At 37.1% G+C, this 21710-nt stretch carries 18 protein-coding genes and 1 tRNA gene; 5 read left to right on the forward strand and 14 right to left on the reverse strand.

The genetic code is table 11. The features are described from left to right. Positions 1–14: 14 nt before the first annotated feature. From ACX9YW_RS09010 to selB, 3 genes are all read right to left on the reverse strand, one after another. Positions 15–158: a hypothetical protein gene (locus ACX9YW_RS09010; RefSeq protein WP_460345259.1), complete on the reverse strand. Its 144-nt coding sequence runs from the start codon at positions 156–158 to the stop codon at positions 15–17. 98 nt (positions 159–256) lie between these two features. Then, positions 257–1063 (reverse strand): DODA-type extradiol aromatic ring-opening family dioxygenase, encoded by an 807-nt coding sequence (locus ACX9YW_RS09015; protein ID WP_460345075.1) that lies wholly within the window; start codon positions 1061–1063, stop codon positions 257–259. A gap of 21 nt (positions 1064–1084) precedes the next feature. Next, positions 1085–2977: a selenocysteine-specific translation elongation factor gene (gene selB, locus ACX9YW_RS09020; protein WP_460345078.1), complete on the reverse strand. Its 1893-nt coding sequence runs from the start codon at positions 2975–2977 to the stop codon at positions 1085–1087. A gap of 152 nt (positions 2978–3129) precedes the next feature. On the opposite strand from selB, the gene ACX9YW_RS09025 reads away from it, so the two are divergent. Next, entirely contained in the window at positions 3130–3327 is a 198-nt protein-coding gene (locus ACX9YW_RS09025; RefSeq protein ID WP_460345080.1) for a hypothetical protein, read from the forward strand. Between the two features lie 41 nt (positions 3328–3368). Here the strand turns inward: ACX9YW_RS09025 and ACX9YW_RS09030 are convergent, their stop codons facing one another. The 3 genes from ACX9YW_RS09030 to ACX9YW_RS09040 all read right to left on the reverse strand — a co-directional run bounded on the left by ACX9YW_RS09030 (position 3369) and on the right by ACX9YW_RS09040 (position 6034). Then, positions 3369–4892 carry an MDR family MFS transporter gene (locus tag ACX9YW_RS09030; RefSeq protein WP_460345083.1) on the reverse strand — a complete coding sequence of 508 codons (1524 nt, stop codon included), beginning with the start codon at positions 4890–4892 and terminating at the stop codon, positions 3369–3371. A gap of 212 nt (positions 4893–5104) precedes the next feature. Beyond that, on the reverse strand, positions 5105–5713 hold the full coding sequence (locus tag ACX9YW_RS09035) for a hypothetical protein (RefSeq protein WP_460345086.1): 609 nt from the start codon (positions 5711–5713) through the stop codon (positions 5105–5107). Positions 5714–5884: 171 nt separating this feature from the next. Then, positions 5885–6034 (reverse strand): hypothetical protein, encoded by a 150-nt coding sequence (locus ACX9YW_RS09040; RefSeq protein ID WP_460345089.1) that lies wholly within the window; start codon positions 6032–6034, stop codon positions 5885–5887. A 266-nt stretch (positions 6035–6300) separates the two neighbouring features. On the opposite strand from ACX9YW_RS09040, the gene ACX9YW_RS09045 reads away from it, so the two are divergent. The 3 genes from ACX9YW_RS09045 to ACX9YW_RS09055 all read left to right on the forward strand — a co-directional run bounded on the left by ACX9YW_RS09045 (position 6301) and on the right by ACX9YW_RS09055 (position 9292). After that, a complete protein-coding gene (locus ACX9YW_RS09045; RefSeq protein WP_460345092.1) occupies positions 6301–7389 on the forward strand; it encodes a CotH kinase family protein in 1089 nt (362 codons plus the stop codon). 133 nt (positions 7390–7522) lie between these two features. After that, a complete protein-coding gene (locus tag ACX9YW_RS09050; RefSeq protein WP_460345095.1) occupies positions 7523–8524 on the forward strand; it encodes a spore coat protein in 1002 nt (333 codons plus the stop codon). Positions 8525–8626: 102 nt separating this feature from the next. Next, on the forward strand, positions 8627–9292 hold the full coding sequence (locus ACX9YW_RS09055) for a YwrJ family protein (RefSeq protein ID WP_460345098.1): 666 nt from the start codon (positions 8627–8629) through the stop codon (positions 9290–9292). 42 nt (positions 9293–9334) lie between these two features. Here ACX9YW_RS09055 and ACX9YW_RS09060 read toward each other — a convergent pair whose 3' ends face one another. From ACX9YW_RS09060 to ACX9YW_RS09075, 4 genes are all read right to left on the reverse strand, one after another. Then, positions 9335–10714, reverse strand: a complete 1380-nt coding sequence (locus ACX9YW_RS09060) for an arsenic transporter (RefSeq protein WP_460345101.1) — start codon at positions 10712–10714, stop codon at positions 9335–9337. Between the two features lie 284 nt (positions 10715–10998). After that, positions 10999–11199 (reverse strand): cold-shock protein CspD, encoded by a 201-nt coding sequence (gene cspD, locus ACX9YW_RS09065; RefSeq protein WP_460345104.1) that lies wholly within the window; start codon positions 11197–11199, stop codon positions 10999–11001. 208 nt (positions 11200–11407) lie between these two features. Next, positions 11408–12274, reverse strand: a complete 867-nt coding sequence (locus ACX9YW_RS09070; protein WP_460345107.1) for a DUF1002 domain-containing protein — start codon at positions 12272–12274, stop codon at positions 11408–11410. 202 nt (positions 12275–12476) lie between these two features. Next, positions 12477–15887: a hypothetical protein gene (locus ACX9YW_RS09075; protein WP_460345110.1), complete on the reverse strand. Its 3411-nt coding sequence runs from the start codon at positions 15885–15887 to the stop codon at positions 12477–12479. 215 nt (positions 15888–16102) lie between these two features. On the opposite strand from ACX9YW_RS09075, the gene ACX9YW_RS09080 reads away from it, so the two are divergent. Further along, positions 16103–16199: transfer RNA gene (locus ACX9YW_RS09080), tRNA-Sec, on the forward strand. A 740-nt stretch (positions 16200–16939) separates the two neighbouring features. Here the strand turns inward: ACX9YW_RS09080 and ACX9YW_RS09085 are convergent. The 4 genes from ACX9YW_RS09085 to ACX9YW_RS09100 form a co-directional block, all read right to left on the reverse strand. Next, the gene (locus ACX9YW_RS09085) at positions 16940–17986 is read right to left on the reverse strand and encodes an aldose epimerase family protein (RefSeq protein ID WP_460345113.1); all 1047 of its coding nucleotides are present in this window, start codon (positions 17984–17986) and stop codon (positions 16940–16942) included. Beyond that, complete coding sequence (galT, locus tag ACX9YW_RS09090; protein WP_460345262.1) at positions 17961–19496, reverse strand: UDP-glucose--hexose-1-phosphate uridylyltransferase; 1536 nt, start codon at positions 19494–19496, stop codon at positions 17961–17963. The genes ACX9YW_RS09085 and galT overlap by 26 nt, the downstream gene beginning before the upstream one ends. A 518-nt stretch (positions 19497–20014) precedes the next feature. Beyond that, positions 20015–20167 (reverse strand): hypothetical protein, encoded by a 153-nt coding sequence (locus ACX9YW_RS09095; RefSeq protein WP_460345116.1) that lies wholly within the window; start codon positions 20165–20167, stop codon positions 20015–20017. Positions 20168–20517: 350 nt separating this feature from the next. Continuing rightward, positions 20518–21699: a galactokinase gene (locus tag ACX9YW_RS09100; protein WP_460345119.1), complete on the reverse strand. Its 1182-nt coding sequence runs from the start codon at positions 21697–21699 to the stop codon at positions 20518–20520. Between the last annotated feature and the right edge of the window lie 11 nt (positions 21700–21710).

Consider the following 21710-nt stretch of genomic DNA (forward strand, 5'->3'; position numbering starts at 1 on the left):
GCTTACCTAAATTCTCAATAAAAAGATATACTCTCTACCTTAATTGGCGTTAATGCTCTTGTTTCGTCCACATAAAAATAGGCATTATAGCGTTCAGACATCACTGTTGGTACATAGTTTCCAAGATGCTCCTGTTCAGGGTTATAAACGACACCGATTGCCCTGTAGACATATTTTCGCCCCCTTTTCTCCTATCATTCCCTTTCAGATTTATTTTTCACAAAAAAAATACCCCAAATGGAGTATTTAGGTAGTATTATTTGATGGCTGCACAAATCAAGCCAAAGTAAGTCGGGGCTTCGTAAGAGAGAACTTCTATTTTTCGCTCATCTGTTAAAATGGCTCCTGCTAGAATTAATGTCTGCCAAATTCCATCTGGTTTCGCTGCTTCAACAAAATCATCTGCAAATAACGCCATTTTTTCTAATTGGTTATCCTTGATTAGAGATACTACCTCGTGGTCTAGTTCTTTAGCAGCAGGATGATATCCATATGGACCGTTTTCATCATGTGTATGTGACCAGTCACAGCTGGCAATGAGACCAATTCGTTTATCGGAAGCTTGAACCGCTTCTCTTAAGGATCGGCCGAATTGTATGTGTTTGTCGTAAGCTAATTCTCTAGATGGAGTAATCACGACAATTGGCACATTAGGCATAAATCGTAATGGAACAATCGCACCCCAATCAAGTGGTAAGCAGGACAGTGGACCAGCCGCTGTTGCATAGTTGATAGTTCCAACAGGTAAATCGTGATCTTGGGCCAACTTCGCGATTTGTCGAGCTAGCTCTCTATCTATATTTCTTTCCAATGCAAAAGTAGCTTCGTTCTCCTCTACAACCCCTAGTATTCTTTCAGAATCAGATATCGAAAATTGTCCATTTATGCGGGTTCCATGTGGAGTTAGAACAATAATTGTGTCTGGATTTGCCTCTTCCATTTCAATTCCTAAACGAATTAGACTATCTCGTGTTTTTGACATTCTTTCCGGAATTTCCCCTTTTAATTCAGGAATAATTTCCCCACCATGTGGGGCAATACAGGCATAAACAAAAGGATTCATTTTTTTCCCCTCACTCAGATATTATTCAGATATATTAAGCCACACCCGTTTATTTTCAACCCGTTTGGTTATTCCCTTTGCATCTAACCTCTCTAAGAAAGGGATCATATATTTCCTGGATAGGTCTAAAATATCTTTGGCATCTCCTACTTCAAACTCAGCACCGGTGCCACTTTTTAATTTTTGAACTGCCGATTCAAATATTTCGCGATGATAAAAATATTGCTCATCAAGAGGTACAACTAGCTCTTGTTCCTCTAGGAATTTTTTCAAATCGTGAACTATGGAGTCTGGTATGCCGGACTTTTTCAAATAATCAGCAAAATAGAGTGTTTTTAAACCGTCTTTACGAAGGTCATCTAACAAATTTTCAACCCGCTTTTGCCAGTTTTTTGAAACATGTGGTCGGAAGCTAGCTAAATAGACAAACTGTCCCTTTCGAGCAAAAGTACCTTTTTCAATACTAGTTTCGACAACAAAATCAATAAGTCCCTTTGGAAAGCGAGTCTGCATCGTTTGTAATAATTCAGCTTTATTTACCCCTTGTTTCATCGGGTATTCCTGATGAAAATTTTCTAACCTATCTACTATTTCAGTTTCTATTTGATTCACTAACATCAGAAGAGTGTATTCTTTACCATTATAAAAAATGTACTCTACCCCAGATAGTTGTTCTCTTACTGTATTTTCGTCTAATGATGTCCGTTTGATAATTTCAATTAGAGGCAAACTTTTTGCTTCATACAAAGCCGCGGTAATTCGTTCGCTTGGCGTTCCAACCTTCTTTTTTTCCAATTCTTCAATTGTTTTTTCGCCAAACCGATATTTATTTCCTCGAGGGTCGATAACCCAACCACCGCCAATCGTTTCTTGTGGGCTTGGTCTACGAATAATAAACCGATCGCCTCTCTTGGTTACAATATCTTCCTCAAGGCGTAATTGACAGAGAATTTCCCCGTTTTCTTCCTTTAACTCATTTCGGTCAAAAAAAACAATCCGCCCCATTACCTCAGTCGTACCGATATGTAATTTGATCGGCATTCGCTGTTTGACCATATAATCAAGGTCTTCAACCACTCGAATAGCAACATCAATGGTATTGGTTACGATAAAATGTTCTGATGAAACCAATACATCCCCACGTTCAAGTTCTTCTTTTGAGACCCCTGAAATGTTAACCGCAACCCGTTGCCCAGCAAAAGCCATCATTGCCGGCTGGTGATGAACTTGTAACTGCCGAGCGCGCACTTCAATTCCCTTAGGCATAATTTTTAAATACTGTCCTTCTTCAACGCTTCCTTCATAAACTGTTCCACGAACAACCGTTCCTTGCCCTTTAACGGTAAAGACTTGATCAATCGGAAGTCGGAATGCCCCCATTGCGTCTCGCATCGCTTGTTCCTTAAGAGTTTTAATAATTAATTGTTTTAGTTCTTCTATCCCTTTTTTCGATAGGCTATCCACCAATACAAATGGTGAATTTTCAAATACCGTTCCTTGTAATTCTCCTAAAATGTCATCCTTCACGAGATCGATAAACTCATCATCGACTCTGTCAATCTTTGAAATGGCAATGATTCCGTTTTTGATTCCTAAAAATCCCAATATATCCAGGTGTTCCCGAGTCTGTGGCATTACACCTTCATCGGCTGCCACTACGAGAACAACTAAATCGATTCCTGCTACTCCCGCAATCATTTGCCTAATAAATCGTTCATGTCCGGGGACGTCAATAACTGAAATCTGTAGTTCTTTGTCTTCATATAATGGAGCAAACCCTAATTCAATTGAGATTTGCCGCTCTTTTTCCTCTTTTAACCGATCTGTATCAACATTTGTTAACGCTTTTGTTAATGACGTTTTACCATGATCAATATGACCAGCCATTCCAATTGTAAAATATCGTTTATCCAAAACTGACACCTACTTTAATTGCAATCTTCTCCTTAACTGTATCTTATTTACCTGAGGATTTTCAAGGAACAATTTGGCAAAATAATAAAATGAAACCTTTCTTCTCATTTTTCGTATAAAAATTAGAATATTAATCATAAGGAGGTAGTCTCATGAATATGATTTATCTTGTTCTAATAGGCGGTATTGCGTTAATTTTCTTCGGCCTCGTTGTAGATTGGTATTACAAAAAACATGGGATTACAGTCGATCGTTCAGAAAATGAAAAACATATCAGCTCTACAGAAAGAACCAATGTTGAAAACATGATGAGGGAAATAAAAAATCAAAGCGATACGACCGGTTGGTGAAATAAAACCCTCCTTAATCAAGGAGGGTTTTAATAAAATGCCTAATCATTCGGTTGTTTAATAGGTTCTGACGATACTTCTACACGGGCATTTCCCATCATAAACACGGCTACGGCTGAAAGGGCAATTGGAATTAATGCCAGGAAAAAAGTATAGGTTATCGAATGTGACATTGCATGAATGATTTTATCCAAAACAAATCCGGGGATTTGCACACGTTGCTCCGCCTCAAAAATTTGTTGTGGATCATTAAATTTTATCATTCCTGATAGGTTGTTATCCATCCCTTTAAAAGATTCCTTAAGGTCATTCGTAAAAACTTTATTTTGTATTGTTCCAAAAATCGTAATTCCAAGGGTCATACCAAGTGACCGCAGGAACGAGTTCGTAGAATTTGCGGAGCCTCGAAAACGAGGATCTAGCTGGTGGATGGTAGCTGTCGGCAATAACGAGAATGAAAAGCCTACACCGAAGCCAACCAATACCATAAATAAAGTTAGTGTGACACGAGAAGTCTCAGGATCTATTCCAGATAAAAGAAACATCCCTACAAAATAAGCAAGAACTGATATTATCATTAAATTTCGGAAGGTCGTTTTGGTTTGAAAAATCCCCCCAACTGCACTCCCTACTACCGATCCAAGCATCATCGGTGTTAAGACAAATCCAGCACTTCTAGCTGTTCCCCCATAGACAGCTTGAACAAATATCGGGATAAAAATCGAGAGGATGATAAACGTTGCCCCATATAAAAAGGCCAAAATTTGCGATGCAGCAAATAAGCGATTTCTAAACATCCAAAATGAAATAATGGGATCCTTCGCTTTCGTTTCGGCAAAAAGAAAAATGATAAAAAACAACCCAAAGATGGTAAATAAACTAATAATTGGAATCGAGTCCCACGCATACTCTTTCCCGCCTAATTCCAAGGCAAACATCAGGCTTATTACCGATACAACAAGGGTGATGGCACCAGACCAATCAATTTTTTGTTCAAGGTGCTGCTTTGATTCATGATAATATTTGGCAACTAAGAAAACAGAGACAATTCCAATTGGAACATTAATATAAAACACCCAGTGCCAACTAATCATATCTGTTATGTAGGCACCTAGTAACGGCCCCGCCACACTTGAAACCCCAAAAACAGCGCCAAGCAATCCTGTCATTTTACCGCGTTTTTCAGGTGGAAAGATATCAAAAACAATGGTAAAGGCAATTGGCATTAATGCCCCACCACCAATCCCTTGAATGGCACGGTAAACACTTAACTGTTCAATCGATTGAGCGATTCCACAGAGCGCGGAGCCGATTAAAAATACCGCTAAACCAAATATAAAAAAACGCTTTCTACCGTACATATCAGATAATTTTCCGAAGATAGGCATCCCGGCCATGACTGCTACCATATAGGCAGAAGTAACCCAAACAAACTTATCAAATCCACCCAAATCAGCGACAATAGTTCCCATCGCAGTTGCAACAATGGTATTATCCATCGCTGACATGAATATTCCCAATAATAACCCTGTGACTACCAGATTAAGATTTTTTTGTTCACTCATCTGTTATTTCCTCGCTTTCATAAAATAAACAAATTAGGAAATATATTAAATATACAAAGAATAATCGAACTGTCGCCCAATTGCAATGAAATCTTTTCGAATCGATAAAATAAACAAAAAGATGGCAAAAAATTTCATTGTAAAATGAAATTTTGCCATCTTAAAAGGTTGAAAGTTTCATATTATTCTCGAGGATTACTCATTACCCATTCTTATTTGCCACATGTTCCCATTATTCCAGTATCTTCTTTGAGTGTTAAATCTCTGTTCCGTACGGCGTCTGCTACGGCCACGATTTCTACGACGGCGTCCACGACGGGTTGTTCGACTGCTTCTTCTTGTTCCCCTTGTTGTTCTACGTGAACTTCTTCTCGTGGATCTTCTTGTGGATCTTCTTGTGGATCTTCTCGTGGATCTTCTTGTGGATCTTCTCGTGGATCTTCTTGTGGATCTCCTTGTTGTTCTGCGTGTCGTACGGCATCGACGGTAAGTTCTTCTTGTCGAACGGCGAGTTGTTCGACATACACGAGTAGTTCGACTTGTCGTTCTCCGTGTCGTTCTTCTAGTTGTACGACTAGTTGTACGGCAGACCCGGGTTGTTCTGCTGGTTGTTCTTCTAGTCGTACGTCGTGTCGTACGGCAAACGCGAGTCGTCCTTCTCGTCGTTCTTCTTGTTGTTCGGGTAGTTGTTCGGCAAACGCGAGTGGTTCTGCTGGTTGTTCTTCTAGTCGTACGTCGTGTCGTACGACAAACGCGAGTGGTTCTTCTGGTTGTTCTTCTAGTCGTTCTACTTGTTGTTCGACGTGTTGTCCGGCAGACACGTGTCGTTCTACTTGTTGTACGGCGAGTGGTACGACAAGTTCTTCTTCTAGAACTGCGAGTAGTCCGTCCTCCCACTCTTCCTGTTCTACGAGTAGTCCATCCGCCCATTCTTCCTGTCATTATCGTCATTCGACCACGGCCGCGATTGGTTCTTCTAGTTGTAGCGCCACCTACATTACCTCTTCTAGTTGAACGACCACAGCCGCAGGTAGTCCTGCTTGTTGATCTACCGCCAACTTGACCATTCCCCATAGTCGTGCGGTTGCGATTGCGATGAGCCGTGCGCCCTTGCTCTCTTGGGTCATTGCGCATATATTCATCTAGTCCTGCATTTTCTGCTTCATTAGCAGCACGACGGATATCTTCCCTTCTAAACATAAACATTTAAAATCCTCCCTAATTTTAAATAGATATGAGATGTAGTTCATTTGTCGTTACATCACATTCTCTTTATATAAAATACGCCCTAGAATGATATTTGCCTTAGACAAACGTCCTATTTTTTAAAAAATAGACATCCATCCAATGTGACCAACATCTACTTCCCTTCATAGTATTTAATAGTGCATAAAGGAGGTAACCTACGATGGACCAATACCAGCTGCCTACTTACTCTTTATTTATCCATCCGAATGATTTAAAGGAATTACGAAGTGATATTTGGTGTGAAGATCCTGTTCAAGGTAGTTTAAAAATAGATAAAAAAAGATTAGATGTGGATGTCATTTATAGAGGAGCCCATACAAGAAAATTCCCAAAAAAGTCATATAATATCCAATTTTATCAGCCTAAATTTTATCAAGGGGCTAAGGAAATCCATTTAAATGCTGAATATAAGGATCGTTCTTTAATAAGAAACAAATTGTCTTTTGACTTTTTTACTAGTATTGGAGTTTTGGCTCCAAAATCCCAACATATTTTTTTAATGATTAACGGAAAACCTGAAGGGATATATCTTCAGCTCGAGTCGGTGGATGAGCTTTTTTTCAAACGGAGAAATTATCCTGTGGGGGCCATTTTTTATGCTGTTAATGGAGATGCTAATTTTTCGCTTATAAGCGACTTGGATAGCGATGTAAAGAAAGCTCTCGACTTGGGTTATGAGATGAAGGTAGGAACAGAAGCAGACTCTTTTCATCTTCAGGAGCTAATCTATAAGATTAATACAATTTCTAGGGAGGAATTTGAGAAATCCATTCAATCATATGTGAATGTTAATCAGTATCTCAGATGGCTTGCCGGGGTGATCTGCACCCAAAACTACGATGGCTTCGTGCATAATTATTCGTTAATTCGTAACAGTGATACTGGACTATTTGAAATATCTCCATGGGATTATGATGGAACTTGGGGAAGAGATGTTAATGGTAAAGTAATGGAATACGATTATGTAAGGATTGATGGGTTTAATACGTTAACAGCTAGAATTCTTGATATTCCTACTTTTAAAAAAGAATACCGAAACCTATTAGAAAGCATTTTATCAACAGAATTTACCACCCTTGCAATGGAACCCAAAATTAATCTCTTATATCAGACGCTTCGGCCATATGTTGAAAAGGATCCTTATATCCAAGATCAACTCAGCCAATTTGATCAGGAGCCTGAATTTATTCTCCAATTTATTAAAGACCGCAGTCGCTATATATCCAAAAAACTCACAAAATTTGACTAGCTATTATATAAACTAGGCAATTGCTGATATTTCCATAAAATAGGCCATTTTTTAGGGTCAATACCCCTACATGACACGTATATATAGAGTAGAAATTACCCATTATGATAATCGCCAAGGAGGAATATTGAAAATGACAAGTGAAAATTTAAGGGACCAGTACCATTCGTTCCTAGAGTCTCTAGTAGGTAAGGAGGTCAAAATTTACCGTGGAGGTCCAGAATCAAAGTCCGGTATACTCCTAGATGTTCAAGCCGACTTTGTTACTGTTTATGCCCAAAATAATAATAACAACAACAATAATAACAATGATCAAAATAATGCCCAAAATAATGGACAGAACAATAATAACAATCAAAATACAGTCGTTTACTACAATATTAGACATATTGCCAGCATCAGTGAAAACTCAGTCAATAATTCTACTTTAAATTTACAGCAACAATTGTACCAACAGGAGCCTGAATTCGTTCAAGCTGAATCATTTACGGGTGTGGTAGCGCAATTAGAAGGTAAATACGTGCAAATTAACCAAGGTGGTCCTGAATCGAAAAAAGGTCAGGTACTTGGTGTCGTTGATGATTATATCGTGCTATTTACCGAAGATGATGGAGTGGTGTACTTTAACGTCCAACATATTAAGAGTATAGCGGAATACAATCAAAACAACCAAAACCAAAATCAAAATGGCAATTACCAAATGACACAAACCATTATTCCAGAATATGAAACTGTCGATAGCTTCCATGGTATTTTTAGCAAAATGGCACATAAATGGATTGCTATCAACCGCGGTGGGCCTGAGGCGATGGAAGGAATTTTAGTAGAACATGCCGGCGGTCACTACACGTTAATCAATAATCAAGAGGTAATGCGCATCAATCCTTACCATATTAAGAGCATTAGCTCAGGTCCAAAAGGTGCCCTAAAGCAACAAAACCAAAACAACCAACAAAATCAACAGCAAAATCAAAATAACCAACAAAATACTGAGGCGACAGCACAACAATCCAATGAAAATAAAAACAAATCTGAGGATAAGAATAAAAGCGAATCCAGAAAAGGAAGTTCCAGAAGAAATAATTCTCGGGAAAAAGTGGTAAAAACAATTGATTATGTATGGAAATCAAATTAACCCTTTTCACTAGCTGTTTCTTTCAGTATGTGGTGCATTAGTCTAACAAAACTAGTGCACCCTATTTTTTCAGCACTATTCTCATAAAAAGGAGGGTTTGGATTGAAGGGCATCTCGAATTATATTGGTAAACAAGTTGATATCGAAATAACCGGAAAAACGACATTTGTCGGAATTCTTATTGATGTTGGACTAGATATCTTAGTTTTGTTTGATGGAAAACAATATTTATATATCCCACTTCTTCACTTACACAATGTGAAAGCAAGTAATAACGAACCGATTGAAATTATCCAACAGGAAAAACAACCATTTTCGGACGATACGGATACGATATCATATCGAAAAACCTTAAATAATGCCAAAGGTATATTCGTAGAAATTTATGTCACTGGAAATAAATCGATTCATGGCTATATTACTAACATCTTAAATGATTATTTTGTCTTCTACTCCCCTGTTTATAAAACATTATTTATTTCTTTGCATCATTTAAAATGGATCATTCCATATTCATCTAGTTTAACCCCCTATACCCTAAGCAATGAAGTACTACCCGTGCAACCTCTCGGAATTCCATTATCACGAACATTTGAAGAACAGTTAAAAAAATATGAGGGTAAACTTGTTGTATTTGATACCGGTGATCAACCAGATAAAATTGGACTTGTTAAGCAGATTCAGAATAATATTGTTGAATTAGTAACGGCCAACGGGGAAACGATGTATTGGAAATTAATACATTTAAAATCGGCACACTTGCCATAAATGAAACGAAAAGGACCTAATCCAGATAGGTCCTTTTTTCGCTTAATGCACATAGACAAGTAACAACCAATAATATAGACAAAGCAAGGTGAAAATTAATGTTGGTGGAATTACCATCAATGTTACCTTTAAATATTTATTCCAAGAAATCTTTACTTTGTTTTTTCGTAAAATGTGCATCCAGATCAGTGACGCCAAGGTACCGATGGGAAGAAGCAATGACCCAATATCACTGCCTATAATATTAGCCAGGTAAACCGTTTTTAACAATACAGGGTCCAGTCCCATTTCCGTTAATGCAATTGTACCGATCATTAATGCAGGGTGGTTATTAAAAAGATTGGATAACACCGAAATCAATATTCCCATCGTCATACTTGCATGAAATAAGCTTCCTGCAACTAGCGGAGTCGCGTACTTAATTAAGATGTTTGTTAACCCTATATTGTGTAAACCGTATATGATGACATACATATTAAAGGCGAATATAAGGATATGCCATGGTGTTTTGGTAAGCATGTCTTTAGGATTTACTTTTAAATAATACCAACGCCAGATTAACAGAACACTTGATCCTAACACTGCAACAACCGAGATGGAAATGTTCAAATAAGAGGCTAGAAAAAGACTGGTACGGATAAGGAAAACAAATATGAGGATTTTTAACATAAACTTGGTTTGATTAGCATGTTGGGTAATCTCATTTTTTAATGGGTGGGAACTAATATTTATATGAATGGGAATGGAATTTGAATAAAGTGGGATTTGTTTCGGAATATCTTTTTTAAATACTAAGAACAATGCTACTGATAAGAAAAGTAAACCAAGTGTACTTGGCACAAACATCAAAGCAGTGTGAAGATAAAGATCCATTTTAACAATTTTTAGTGCAATTAAATTTACGATATTACTTACACCAATCGGAGCACTTGAAGCTGTTGCGATTAATGCTCCACTTAATAAATATGGTATTTTCTGATGATTTTTCAATCCCAAATGCCTTAATATCATAATTAAAATCGGTGTTGTGATGAGGATACTGCCATCGTTATTGAAAAACAATGTCATTAAAAAACAGAGCAGCAGGGTTAGCCAAAACATTCTTATGCCTGAGCCCTTTGAAAATCTTAATAATTGGGTAGCGGTCCATTGAAAAAATCCAAAGCTTTCTAGGACTATAGCCATCACAATAGTGGCCATTATCGTTATGGCTGCACCACTAACCTTTGTCGTAATATCTAACAAATCATTTACAGAAACACTGCCACTAATGAAAACAAGCAATGCTCCAAACGAAGCGGGAATCGCTTCATTCATTTCTTTCGGACGGATAAAGATGATGATCATCGTAAAAATAAAAGCAAAAATCGTCATCATTACCGCAAATGGATGGTACATAAAATGTGCACTCACTCCCTTCATTCATTTCTATTTCAACCCTTGTCTATATCTATCAGTTGTACTGTATATATACGTGTCCAATAGGGAGTATGTACTAAGCAAAAATACCATTTTCCGATAAATCCGCTAATAACTAGTAGAAAATTTCGAAAAACTCGCACCTTTTAGGTATTTGTTCTACTAGATTACTGTCCCTACAAGAAATTTGCCCTATTAGACAAGTACCTAAGGGACAAATACACTCCGTTTCTATGAAAAAAAAACAACCCAACCTAAATGGTTGGGTTGTTAAGAAATCAATGTTATTACTTCTTTACAACGTTAGCAGCTTGTGGTCCACGAGCTCCTTCAACAACTTCGAAAGAAACTTCTTGACCTTCTTCTAAAGATTTGAAACCTTCAGATTGAATAGCAGAGAAATGAACAAATACGTCGTTTCCGTCCTCAGACTCGATGAAACCGAAACCTTTTTCTGCGTTGAACCATTTTACTTTACCGTTTTTCATAAAACCTAAATCCTCCTATTGGCAAAAAGTTTGCCATGTGTAAAATTAACCAAATACAACGTAAATGTGATAAGCATAAAGCTAAAACCATTTCCTGCTTAGATAACAAATTTCAAGCTTGTTATTAGGACGTACGGTGCATAGGCTTCTTTTAATTTATCACTATTATGTTAGATTGTCAAGGTAAGGTTAGGTACATTATCCAATATTAGCTAAACAAAGACTTAATTGCATTCAGTAATGAGACAAAGAAATCTTTCAGCTTTGCTAGAAAACTTTTTCCTTCTTCAGATTGTAAGAATTTTGTTATCTTTTCTTTCGCCTGGTTTAATTGCTCCCCAACGCTATTCCAATCGATATTTAGCTCTTTCATTTTATTAAATAGCTCAATTAGGCTTTGAATTTGTGCCTCGGTTAATTCAATTCCCAGCTCCTTTGCTGCTTGGAGGATTATGTCCCTTAATTCCGCATCGGTTTCCGGGGTATTTTTTGCCACTTGTTCCTTAATTTTGGCAATTAAAGCAGCAGCATTTTCAGGACCGATGGAATCTCCTAACTTAGCGGTTTCCACCATTTCTTGATTGGCAATTTGTTTAATTTCATCTGGTATCACTTCATTAGAAGATATTTCATATGCCTTAATTAGACCCGTTAAGGCTGCCGTCCCACTCACTTCAAATGGCGCAACCACTTTAATATTTGCATCTTTAACACCAGCGGTAATGAGTGAATTTAAATACATCTCATCTGTTACCCAATTTATGTTTTCCGTTTCAACATTAAGACCGGATCCCTTTTTCGTATAAGTAATAGATGATGAAGAAATCGCTCTCGTTCCTAACTGCGCTTTGGGAATTAGATTACCTAAATATTTTCTTTCCTCCTTATTAGAGACGCTAATGATTTCAGCATTTTCAGGTGGGCTTAGTTTGTTCAGAACCTGTTGTTTTTGCCCTTCTGTTAAGTTTTCACCAAGAGTTATGATCACATCTCCCTCTGCAGCATCAGCCATTGCTACCGTGGGAATTACAAAAAAAAGTGAACTTACGAATAAAGTTAGAATCTTCATTTTCATGGAAATCCTCCATTTTTACTTTTTACCTAATATTCCCCTTAATACCCATTGTAAAACCATTTTAATTGTATAGCATGGATTTTCCAAAACCTTTAAACCCAAATTGGGGAGTTTAGGAATTACCATACAATAGAAAAAATACAATCTAGTATCCTACCAATAAAAAAGAATCAACACCTCATCAAGATGTTGATTCAAAGGATTAGCTCCATTCCTTCCATTTTCGAATGAACTTTTCCATTAGCTTTGAGAAGTATGTGGCTTCTCCCTTAGCAACCTTTTGTTTATGCCACTCATTGGAACTTGCGACGATAATTAAAATCGAACCCCCAATTAGCAGGTAAGCCCACCATGGCATATTGCCCCAATACGGTCGAGTCTGTAGGATGACGTTTAGCAACAACACACCTGTCCCGACGAGGAAATAGGATTTTATCCGGAAAAACACCCCAACAAGAATAGAGACAAGCGAGAGCGTTCCTAAAATAATCGCATCATAAATAGTCGAACTAGCCAATCCATCCTGAATTAATAACAAGGCAGTCATGACTAATACGGCCCATTGCATTTGGCTTGTTATTTGATCATACTTATTCTTCCAAGCAGCACGGATAAAAATCATCATAAGTAACAATGGAAGTAATAAGATTTCTCTTTCCCATATACTCGGTAAATCAAGCTTTAACATTACCGAATAATACGGTTGTATTAGAAACACCACGGCAACTGTTGTCGTTACCAATGACCATTCTCTTGGTAGCTTGGTTTTAATTAAAAACAAAACTGCTGCAATCAGTAGGCCTGGAACAGCGTATAACCAAACAAAGTCGAATTCATATCGATACAAATAGAGGAAAAACAACAACGAAACTGGCGTATAACTATCGACATCGATATGCTTTTCGTCCTTTCTAACCAGGAGTTGTTTGAATAAAACGGATCCAAGTAAGAACAAGATGATCCCCATACCAGCCATCATAAATATTTGATACAACGAACTCCAATCCATATATTCCGTAAAATTTACGGCCGCAAGGAAAGTTAGTAGCAACGGTAAAAGTGGTACAAATGCCCATTTATAATAATGGACAAACAGCAAAATAACAACAAGATAAGCGATCGTCATTAGAAATTCAGTTAGGGCAAATGGCCAAGTGTTTAAACAAAACAGAACACCAAGTAACGAAAATGGTACCCAAAAATACATCGTAGATTTTTTATAAAATGGATTTAATCCGAACCATAGCAATGCAATAATGGCACTAGTTAGGATGAATGGGAAATAGTCCTGATAGCTTGCCAAGTACTTGTTTAATCCACTTATTATCGCTCCTATAAGTGATATATAGCCAGCGTATAAATACAAATAGTTTTGCCACCCAACTCTTGCCAACCTTAAACTCAACACATAAATAATAATCGCAATTAAAAAACTCCAAATGGACTCTTTTGGATAGTCAAAAAACGTAATCAATAAAGAAAGTGGCAAATAAATATGCCCCACCCACGCAAACCCATGAAACAGTGGCTGCGATTTTTTAAATAGTATTAAGGCTATTAATAGGTGTACAAATGCCCCTCCTGTTAATAAAAACGGTTCAACGGCTAACGGAATCTTCCATTGTTCCGTTACTGATTCAATCCATGTAAAGTAGAAAATCAAGCTGGTAGACGCCAATAAATATGGTACTCCAATAAACTTCGTGTGCTTAAATAATAATAGATACACAAATATTCCACCAAACAAGACGGCTGGTTTAACCCAAAGGGCATCCAGTGGTTGAACAAACGAAGTAAGCATGGCCATTGTATAATAAGCTTGTGAGATGAAAAATGAATGATTTCTTAATTTGTCTTCGCCCATTTTTCCCCAACCATAGCTGGATAACAGGACGAAAACAGAACCAGCCACCAAACCACCAACCTTTCCGAGAGTTTCGTTAAAAGAATCGGAGTATTGGCTAATTTCCTCCCCTAGTGCAACAAATACTAATCCTAATGTTACCGGTAAAATCCAGACACTAATTTCCGAGAAAATCGGTCGATCCTCGAGTTTAATAATAATATAGCTAATGAGGCTCATCGCAAGGAGCATCCCTGCTAACTCCCCCCAATGCTGTAAAACACTTGCCAGTAAGATTCCGAAGATCATTATAACCAGACCGACATCACGGGAACTTAATCGTATAATACCCAATTTCCTGTATAGCCTAGCTACTCCAAGGATTAAAAAGAGCAGAAAGCCGACTAGAAATATTTCGACTGAAATAACAATACTGAAAGTATATTGGTCTAGGAGTGCCAGACCCTCAAATAATGTAGCTGCATAAAAGACTGGACTCAAATAGGTAAAAAGGCGTTGTTTAAACTGATAGCCGAGAAACACGAAATGGCTTCCGATGATAAAATAAGCGATCAGTAATACAACAGATGGTTCACCCATTTTTAATAGTAGACCTTCTAAACTAATATACATGAAAGCTAGAATCGAAATGATAGCGCTGGTGATTCGAAATATTTTTTCTAGAGATTCCGGAACAAAACAGCGAATTAAACTAAAGCCTACACCGAGTAGAGCAAAAAGGACAGGACCTAATGTTTCTAAGCTAGAATATTCAATGAGCTGATAGGCACCGTAAACAATCATTGCCGTAAAGATAAAATGGTATTCTTTTTTCCCTGAAACGAAGATCATCGCCAGATAGATGACCGCAGTTAACAATATATTAAAGCCATTTGTAACGTGCTGTTCATACAAAAAGATCATCGTTAAAGTTGTTAAGATTAAACTAATTTGTACAAAAATGATCAACTCATTTGTAAAAAGCGGGAACCGGTTTTGTTTTTTAAAAGAAAGAAAACCGAAAACAAGTAACGCATTATAAAGCACCATTCCTAAATAAAAATAATCGATAGGAAAATCAAAACCGCTGAATAAAAAAGCTACCCCAATTGTTAAGGAAATGTAAGTAAACCAAACAAACAATCGAGAATTCAGCGATTTTGCAAAATATAAATAGACGATAAGTGGTAATATTGCACCAAGTACACCTAAAAAATATCTTCCTTCCCCATTTATCGCTAAATAATCACCTAACAATCCAAACCAACCGAGCGATAAAACGAAGATGGGTAAAAACAAACTTCCTAACACAATGAAGGCAAAGGCTGTCTTTTCAATTTTCAGAATACGTTTTGCTAAGAAAGCAAATCCATAAAATAAAAAGGAAACCCCGGCTATCGATCCACTTTTCATCATTGCACTCATTGATTCCCAATTGCTCGTTGCGACGAATAAACCACCAATTAAAAGCATGATGACACCAAGGTTTAATAGCCAAGTAATATTTCTTTCACGGGTTTCGTCTGGTGTTCTTTCTTTTTTGACTTTAACCGGTTTTGGCGGACTCATTTTAATTAACTGCGTTTCAATCCTTGTCGCCTTTTCTAATTCTTGTCTACTTCTAATTTCAGCTTCAATGTCAAGATAACATTCATGTTGAGCCTTTAATACGGTCTCAACAATGGCCTCACTTAAATAACCTCTTTCTTGAATTTTATAAAGTTCTTGTCGAAAAATCCTTCGCTTTACCTCATGATTGGAGGTCTCCATGGATTTCCACCACTTTCATTATCTGATTATTCCATCTTATCCGTTAATTATAGTGTAATTTTACACTATAATAATATGGAATTCAATCAAAATTTGGAAAGTTCCCTCTACATGAAAAAGATTCCATTTGTATGAACAAAAAAGGAATTTTAGCTGGAAATGTTGCATATACTAATAAAATCGGTCATAATGGAAATCTAATCAGATTAACCCATGGGGCTGATTGGGGTACTGGTGTCCTCCACGGTCTTCAAAACCGCTTGTGTCCTGCGTGCCAGGATAGCTGGGTTCGATTCCCAGGCAGTCCCGCCAAACTTCCAGTGTTTTTAAATGTTTTACCTCCGTCTATTACACCTTTTGCATGAGAACTTCCGTAAGGGATTCTGTTCCCCAACCGATATCTTTTAAGATTGAAGTTGAAATCATCATTCATGTCCCACCAAGTTGTGCGGATACACCTTCTTTTTGGCGAGATAATTAGTACAAACGATTAGTAGTTCATCTAATGGTCTACGTGTAAACTATATTGATAAAATGACGGTGTACCAAGTAGCTAAAGCAAAAGTAAATGGTATTAACAATTAAACGACAACAAAATTCGTTGTCGCTGTCTGTCGCGTTCTATTTAGTTCATTCTATGAATAACTCTTTAAAATGTTTGTGCATTAGTACCTGGGTTTCCTTGCATTTTGAATAACTACATACACAACCTACATCAACGTTTAGGTGAAAATGGAGTGTTCCAGTTGAATCTGAAACATAATTTGATATCCCTTCATGTTCTTAATCAAACCTTAATCTTTATTTAATCTTTTTCTACTTTAAGATCAGAATTAGTATGTTCATAGTCCCTAATAATTTCTTTTAGTTAATTAACTTTTGTAATTGTTCAATTACCGCTTCAAGAAATTCCGTTTTCACTTTGATTAATTCTTTCTTTGGGTATTTTTTCTTTAACCTCAGTGAAAACAGCATAACATAGAATTTTTACATTGGAAAAATACGGAATTCACGGATTGATTTGTAATAATTTTACAAATGGTTGTTATATTCTACTTAACCCTAAAAGCTATTTTAGTAACAGAAAGATATGATTCTCCCACATCTATAACAGTAGACGGAAAATGAGGATTGTTTATAGCATCCGGTAAACCTTGTGTTTCCAAGCATAGCCCTAAATATTTCTCAGATTGCACTCCGCGAATCAAATAATTCTCTGTCAATTGAGTTCCTGTGTAAAGAACAACGGCCGGCTGATTCGTTTCGATAACCAATAAACGGCCACTCTTCCTGTCATATAGGTTGATTTCCTCGTTGTAGTTGTCCCTTAACAAAAATGGATGGTCGTATCCGTTACCAGCAAGCACGTTTTGTACATGCTCTGAATGAATGCCATCCATAATCCTTCTGCCCTCTCTAAAATCAAAGACGGTTCCCTCGACCTCCAACATCTTACCAGTTGGAATCAATTCATCATTCAATTCAAGGAATCGATCGCTTTTTAAAGTCAATTGATGGTCCTCAACGGTTCTTTTTAGATTCCCACTTAAATTAAAGTAGGTATGGTTGGTCATATTTAAGATTGTTTTCTTGTCACAATAGCCTTCATACATTAGAGTCACTTCATTTTCTTCATTAAGCGTATAGATAACCCTAACAAATACATTCGCTGGATAGCCGCACTCTCCATTTTTACTAAAATAGTTATACTCAAGAGTAATAGAATCTTCATTTTCTTTAACAATAACATCCCATATAACTTTATCAAAACCCTTTATTCCACCATGTAGATGGTTGTATCCGTTATTTTGCTCAAGCTGATAAAAAACTCCATCAAGTTCAAACTTCCCTTCCTTGATCCTTCCAGCATGACGACCGACAATCGTTCCAAAATACGGAGAATGATTCTTGTATTCTTCAATCGTATCAAATCCTAAAACTACATTTTCTATTAGACCATTCCGGTCAGGGACATGTAGCTCTGTTATGATACACCCATAATTTATAACCGTCATTTTCATTCCGTTCTTGTTAGTTATCGTATGAGCAAAAATCTCCTGTTCCTCTTTCTTACTAAAATACTTTTGAATGACTTCCATCTTTGTTCCCCTTCTCTAAACGTAAGCTTTCAATAAAACGAAGAAATGCTTGCCTCCCAAATTCACTGCGTTTAAAGACCCCCGCATCCAACAATGCTTTTAGAAATTTTTGTCCTAATTCCTTTTCTAAAATTCCTTTTACTGATTCTTTGCATATTTGTAAATTGTATTTTTCCTTTATCTCTTCAGCCCACTTAAGATGATACTCCTGCACCAGATTCTCGCTTCCCAGCAAATAAGACTCAAGCTCATCAAGCTCTACCTTGAGGCGAGCAGGCAATACAGCAAGACCCATTACTTCAATCAAACCAATGTTCTCTTTTTTAATATGGTGAACATCATCATGAGGGTGGAAGATTCCCAATGGATAATCTTCAGACGTTCTATTATTACGAAGCACTAGATCAAGCTCGTACCTTCCGTTTTTCCAACGAGCGATTGGAGTTATCGTATTATGTCTAGTTTCATCAGAAAAAGCATGGATATCTGCTTCTTTATCTGAATATCCCTGCCACTTTCCTAAAATAACATCTGCAGCCCTAGCAATTTTTTCCCTATTACTCCCTCTTAAACGGATAACCGACAACGGCCAATTGATTGTGCTTGCATCGATTTCTGGAAAACTATCCATATCGAAAGTTATTTCATCAACAGCCTTTGCCATCGCAAATTCATGGCAACCACCCTGATAATGATCATGACTGAGGATTGACCCTCCAACAATAGGGAGATCAGCATTGGAACCGATAAAATAATGAGGGAATTTTTCTACGAATTCTAAAAGTCGATGAAACGTAAGATGATTAATAACCATATCTCGATGTTCCTTCGAGATGATTACACAATGCTCATTGTAATAAACATATGGTGAGTATTGGAAAAGCCACGGCTCACCACCTAGTTCTAATCGAATCATTCGATGATTGGAACGTGCAGGGTGGCCAATCCGCCCAACATACCCCTCATTTTCTACACATAGGAGGCATTTCGGATATTCTTTTTCCACATGCTTCTGTTCTCTATCCGAAGCGATTTGCAAAGGATTTTTTTCTGGCTTAGTTAAGTTAATGGTAATATCCAAATCTCCATATGGAGTCTCTGTGACATAACTAATATTTTTCGCAATACTCTTCGTCTGAATATAATTACTGTTTTGACTCAAGTCATAAAAATACGCTGTCGCGGCATGAGGATCATTTTCATATTTATGATAAAAAACTTCATTCACTCTTGAAGGAAGGGGAATAAATACATTCATAATTTTACAAGCAAAGATATCTTGATCGGATTGATGTTTTCCAATCAACTTTTCTTTTATAGCTTGGTCTGTTATCTGTTTTAACATATCAGGGATTGAGAGCGTCAGATTAGTTGTTACTTCTTCAGGGATCACTCTCAATCCCATCATATCCATCAACTGATTCTTTGTGTATACCTCATCCTCTGAATCTATCAACTGAATATCTATAGCTCGTTTCACTAATGATTGAATGATTGAATATATATCGATGTTCCTTCACCTCATTAATCCCTATAGTCATTTGGATATTATTGATGCCATTTCCATGCGTGAGCAATAATCTACCGGTAGGGATGTGCTTTTCCTAAGAGACAATTTAGCTAGTAGGATCTCCCGCTCGTCGCTCAGATGACAATTTAGGAATTAGCGACACGCAACCTCCATTGTCACTTAAATTTCCATAACGAAAAAAATCACGACTGCTTCCTAAATTGAAAAAGTCACTTTCTCCGACTTAAAAAAGATATTGAAGAGCAAAGATATCGACGGCAACAAGATCCACAACATGTATATAATCTCTTGAATACAAGTACCTTCTGGTGTATCATAATCATTTTCATATATTGAAATATGCTTTCTTAGACCTAGTACAACCCGGAGAAAAGCTGGAATTAGGTGGTGGTCTGGTTAATGATCCTAACTTATAGTAACCTTATAGATGTGCGCCTGTTACATTAAAAAAAGTAAAATGATATTTTTAAGTCCATTCGCAGCATTATTCCATTTCGTCATTTTTCCATCATTAATTTCCTATCGCCATAGTCATTCATTGTTTTTTCCATCGTTTCTGTAATCGGCATCGTTTGTAGTTCTACAAAAGTTACACCAGTTGAGAAAAAAATAATATGGTTTATTCGAAATTCTTCCATTTCTCCGGGCAAGGACTTGTGTCCCATAATCATTATTATAAAAATATATCATGGGCTTTCCATTGATTAAACAACAAGAGAAATAGCTGCAAAATGCACAACCCCATCAATTTTGACTAGTCTTAAGACATGATGCATGAATTCTTTTTCTTCAATATCTTTCTAAAGTAAACATTGCATCCCAATGGGTGGACTTTTTATAGCCAGTTTGCATATAGTCCAAAATGGACACATGATAGCCTTAATCAACTAAAGGATGAACCGCATGCGATTTAATATACCCATCTCCTCAAAGTACCAAGATGCTTATGTTCCCCCCCCCATTTAGTTTTTATAATAATGAACCTTTTCTAGTCTAATAGTTACGCCTTTACTTCTAAAGTAATTTCTTTTGCTGCACCCCCGATATTTGCCACATAAAGGGTAGCTGGATAGCCGATAGCCGCTTTATAGCGATTTCCGACTGCTAACATAATATTGTCGATTTCACCGTTTTCCACAATGGCAATCGCACAACCACCGAAACCAGCACCCGTCATCCTTGCCCCTATCAACCCTTTTTGCTCCCAAGATGCTTCAACTAACGTATCTAGTTCTTTTCCCGTTACTTCATAATCATCTCTTAATGAGATATGAGATTGATTCATAAGTTGACCAAACTTCTTAAGGTCTCCATTTTTCAAGGCTGTAAGAGCAGTTAAAGTTCTCCGATTTTCATATACCGCGTGCTTAGCTCTTTTCCTTATCGTTTCATCTTGAATCTGATGCTTGTTCTGTTCAAACTCTTCCACTGTTAGATCACCTAAAGACTGAATATTAAGGGTTTCTTGCAATTTTAGTAATGCTTCCTCGCATTCACTTCTACGTTCATTGTATTTAGACTCCGCCAATACACGGTGCTTATTAGTGTTCATAATCAATATACTATGCTGAGTTAAATCAAGGGGGGCATACTCATAGTTTAGAGTTTGACTATCTAACAGAATGCCGTGTCCTTCCTTCCCCATCCCAATTGCGAATTGATCCATGATTCCAGAGTTTACTCCAATAAAATCGTTCTCGACTTTTTGACCAGTCTTAATCATATCTAGCCTTTCTATTTTTAAGTCGAACATCCTTTCTAAGAGGACACCGGTAACGAGTTCAATTGAGGCGGATGACGATAATCCAGCTCGGTTCGGAATTGTACCATAATATAAAACATCCAAACCTAAATTTATAGGATAGCCTGCTTCTTTTATAAAATGAATCATCCCTTTAGGGTAATTAGCCCAGTCGTGATTCTTATCGTAGGAAAGGTCATTAATTTCAAATGCAATGATTTCTTTTTCAGGAAAATTCATTGAAAACATTCGAATTAAATGATCGTTACGCTTTCTGACAATCGCGTAGGTCCCAAAGGTAATCGCACAAGGAAATGAGTTCCCCCCATTGTAGTCCGTGTGTTCACCGATTAGATTGATTCGACCGGGAGCAAAGAAATATCGATTCGCTTCTTGTTGAAATTTATCTCTAAAGATTGATCGCAAAAGCTCAAAATCCAATTAACCTCCTC

The organism is Pseudoneobacillus rhizolycopersici (assembly GCF_054786815.1).

Coding starts and splice junctions, on each gene's coding strand:
- ACX9YW_RS09015 (WP_460345075.1), bottom strand. CDS start 1,063: ATGAATCCTTTTGTTTATGCCTGTATTGCCCCACATGGTGGGGAAATT.
- ACX9YW_RS09025 (WP_460345080.1), top strand. CDS start 3,130: ATGAATATGATTTATCTTGTTCTAATAGGCGGTATTGCGTTAATTTTC.
- ACX9YW_RS09030 (WP_460345083.1), bottom strand. CDS start 4,892: ATGAGTGAACAAAAAAATCTTAATCTGGTAGTCACAGGGTTATTATTG.
- ACX9YW_RS09040 (WP_460345089.1), bottom strand. CDS start 6,034: ATGAATATATGCGCAATGACCCAAGAGAGCAAGGGCGCACGGCTCATC.
- ACX9YW_RS09045 (WP_460345092.1), top strand. CDS start 6,301: ATGGACCAATACCAGCTGCCTACTTACTCTTTATTTATCCATCCGAAT.
- ACX9YW_RS09050 (WP_460345095.1), top strand. CDS start 7,523: ATGACAAGTGAAAATTTAAGGGACCAGTACCATTCGTTCCTAGAGTCT.
- ACX9YW_RS09060 (WP_460345101.1), bottom strand. CDS start 10,714: ATGAAGGGAGTGAGTGCACATTTTATGTACCATCCATTTGCGGTAATG.
- cspD (WP_460345104.1), bottom strand. CDS start 11,199: ATGAAAAACGGTAAAGTAAAATGGTTCAACGCAGAAAAAGGTTTCGGT.
- ACX9YW_RS09070 (WP_460345107.1), bottom strand. CDS start 12,274: ATGAAAATGAAGATTCTAACTTTATTCGTAAGTTCACTTTTTTTTGTA.
- ACX9YW_RS09075 (WP_460345110.1), bottom strand. CDS start 15,887: ATGGAGACCTCCAATCATGAGGTAAAGCGAAGGATTTTTCGACAAGAA.
- ACX9YW_RS09085 (WP_460345113.1), bottom strand. CDS start 17,986: ATGGAAGTCATTCAAAAGTATTTTAGTAAGAAAGAGGAACAGGAGATT.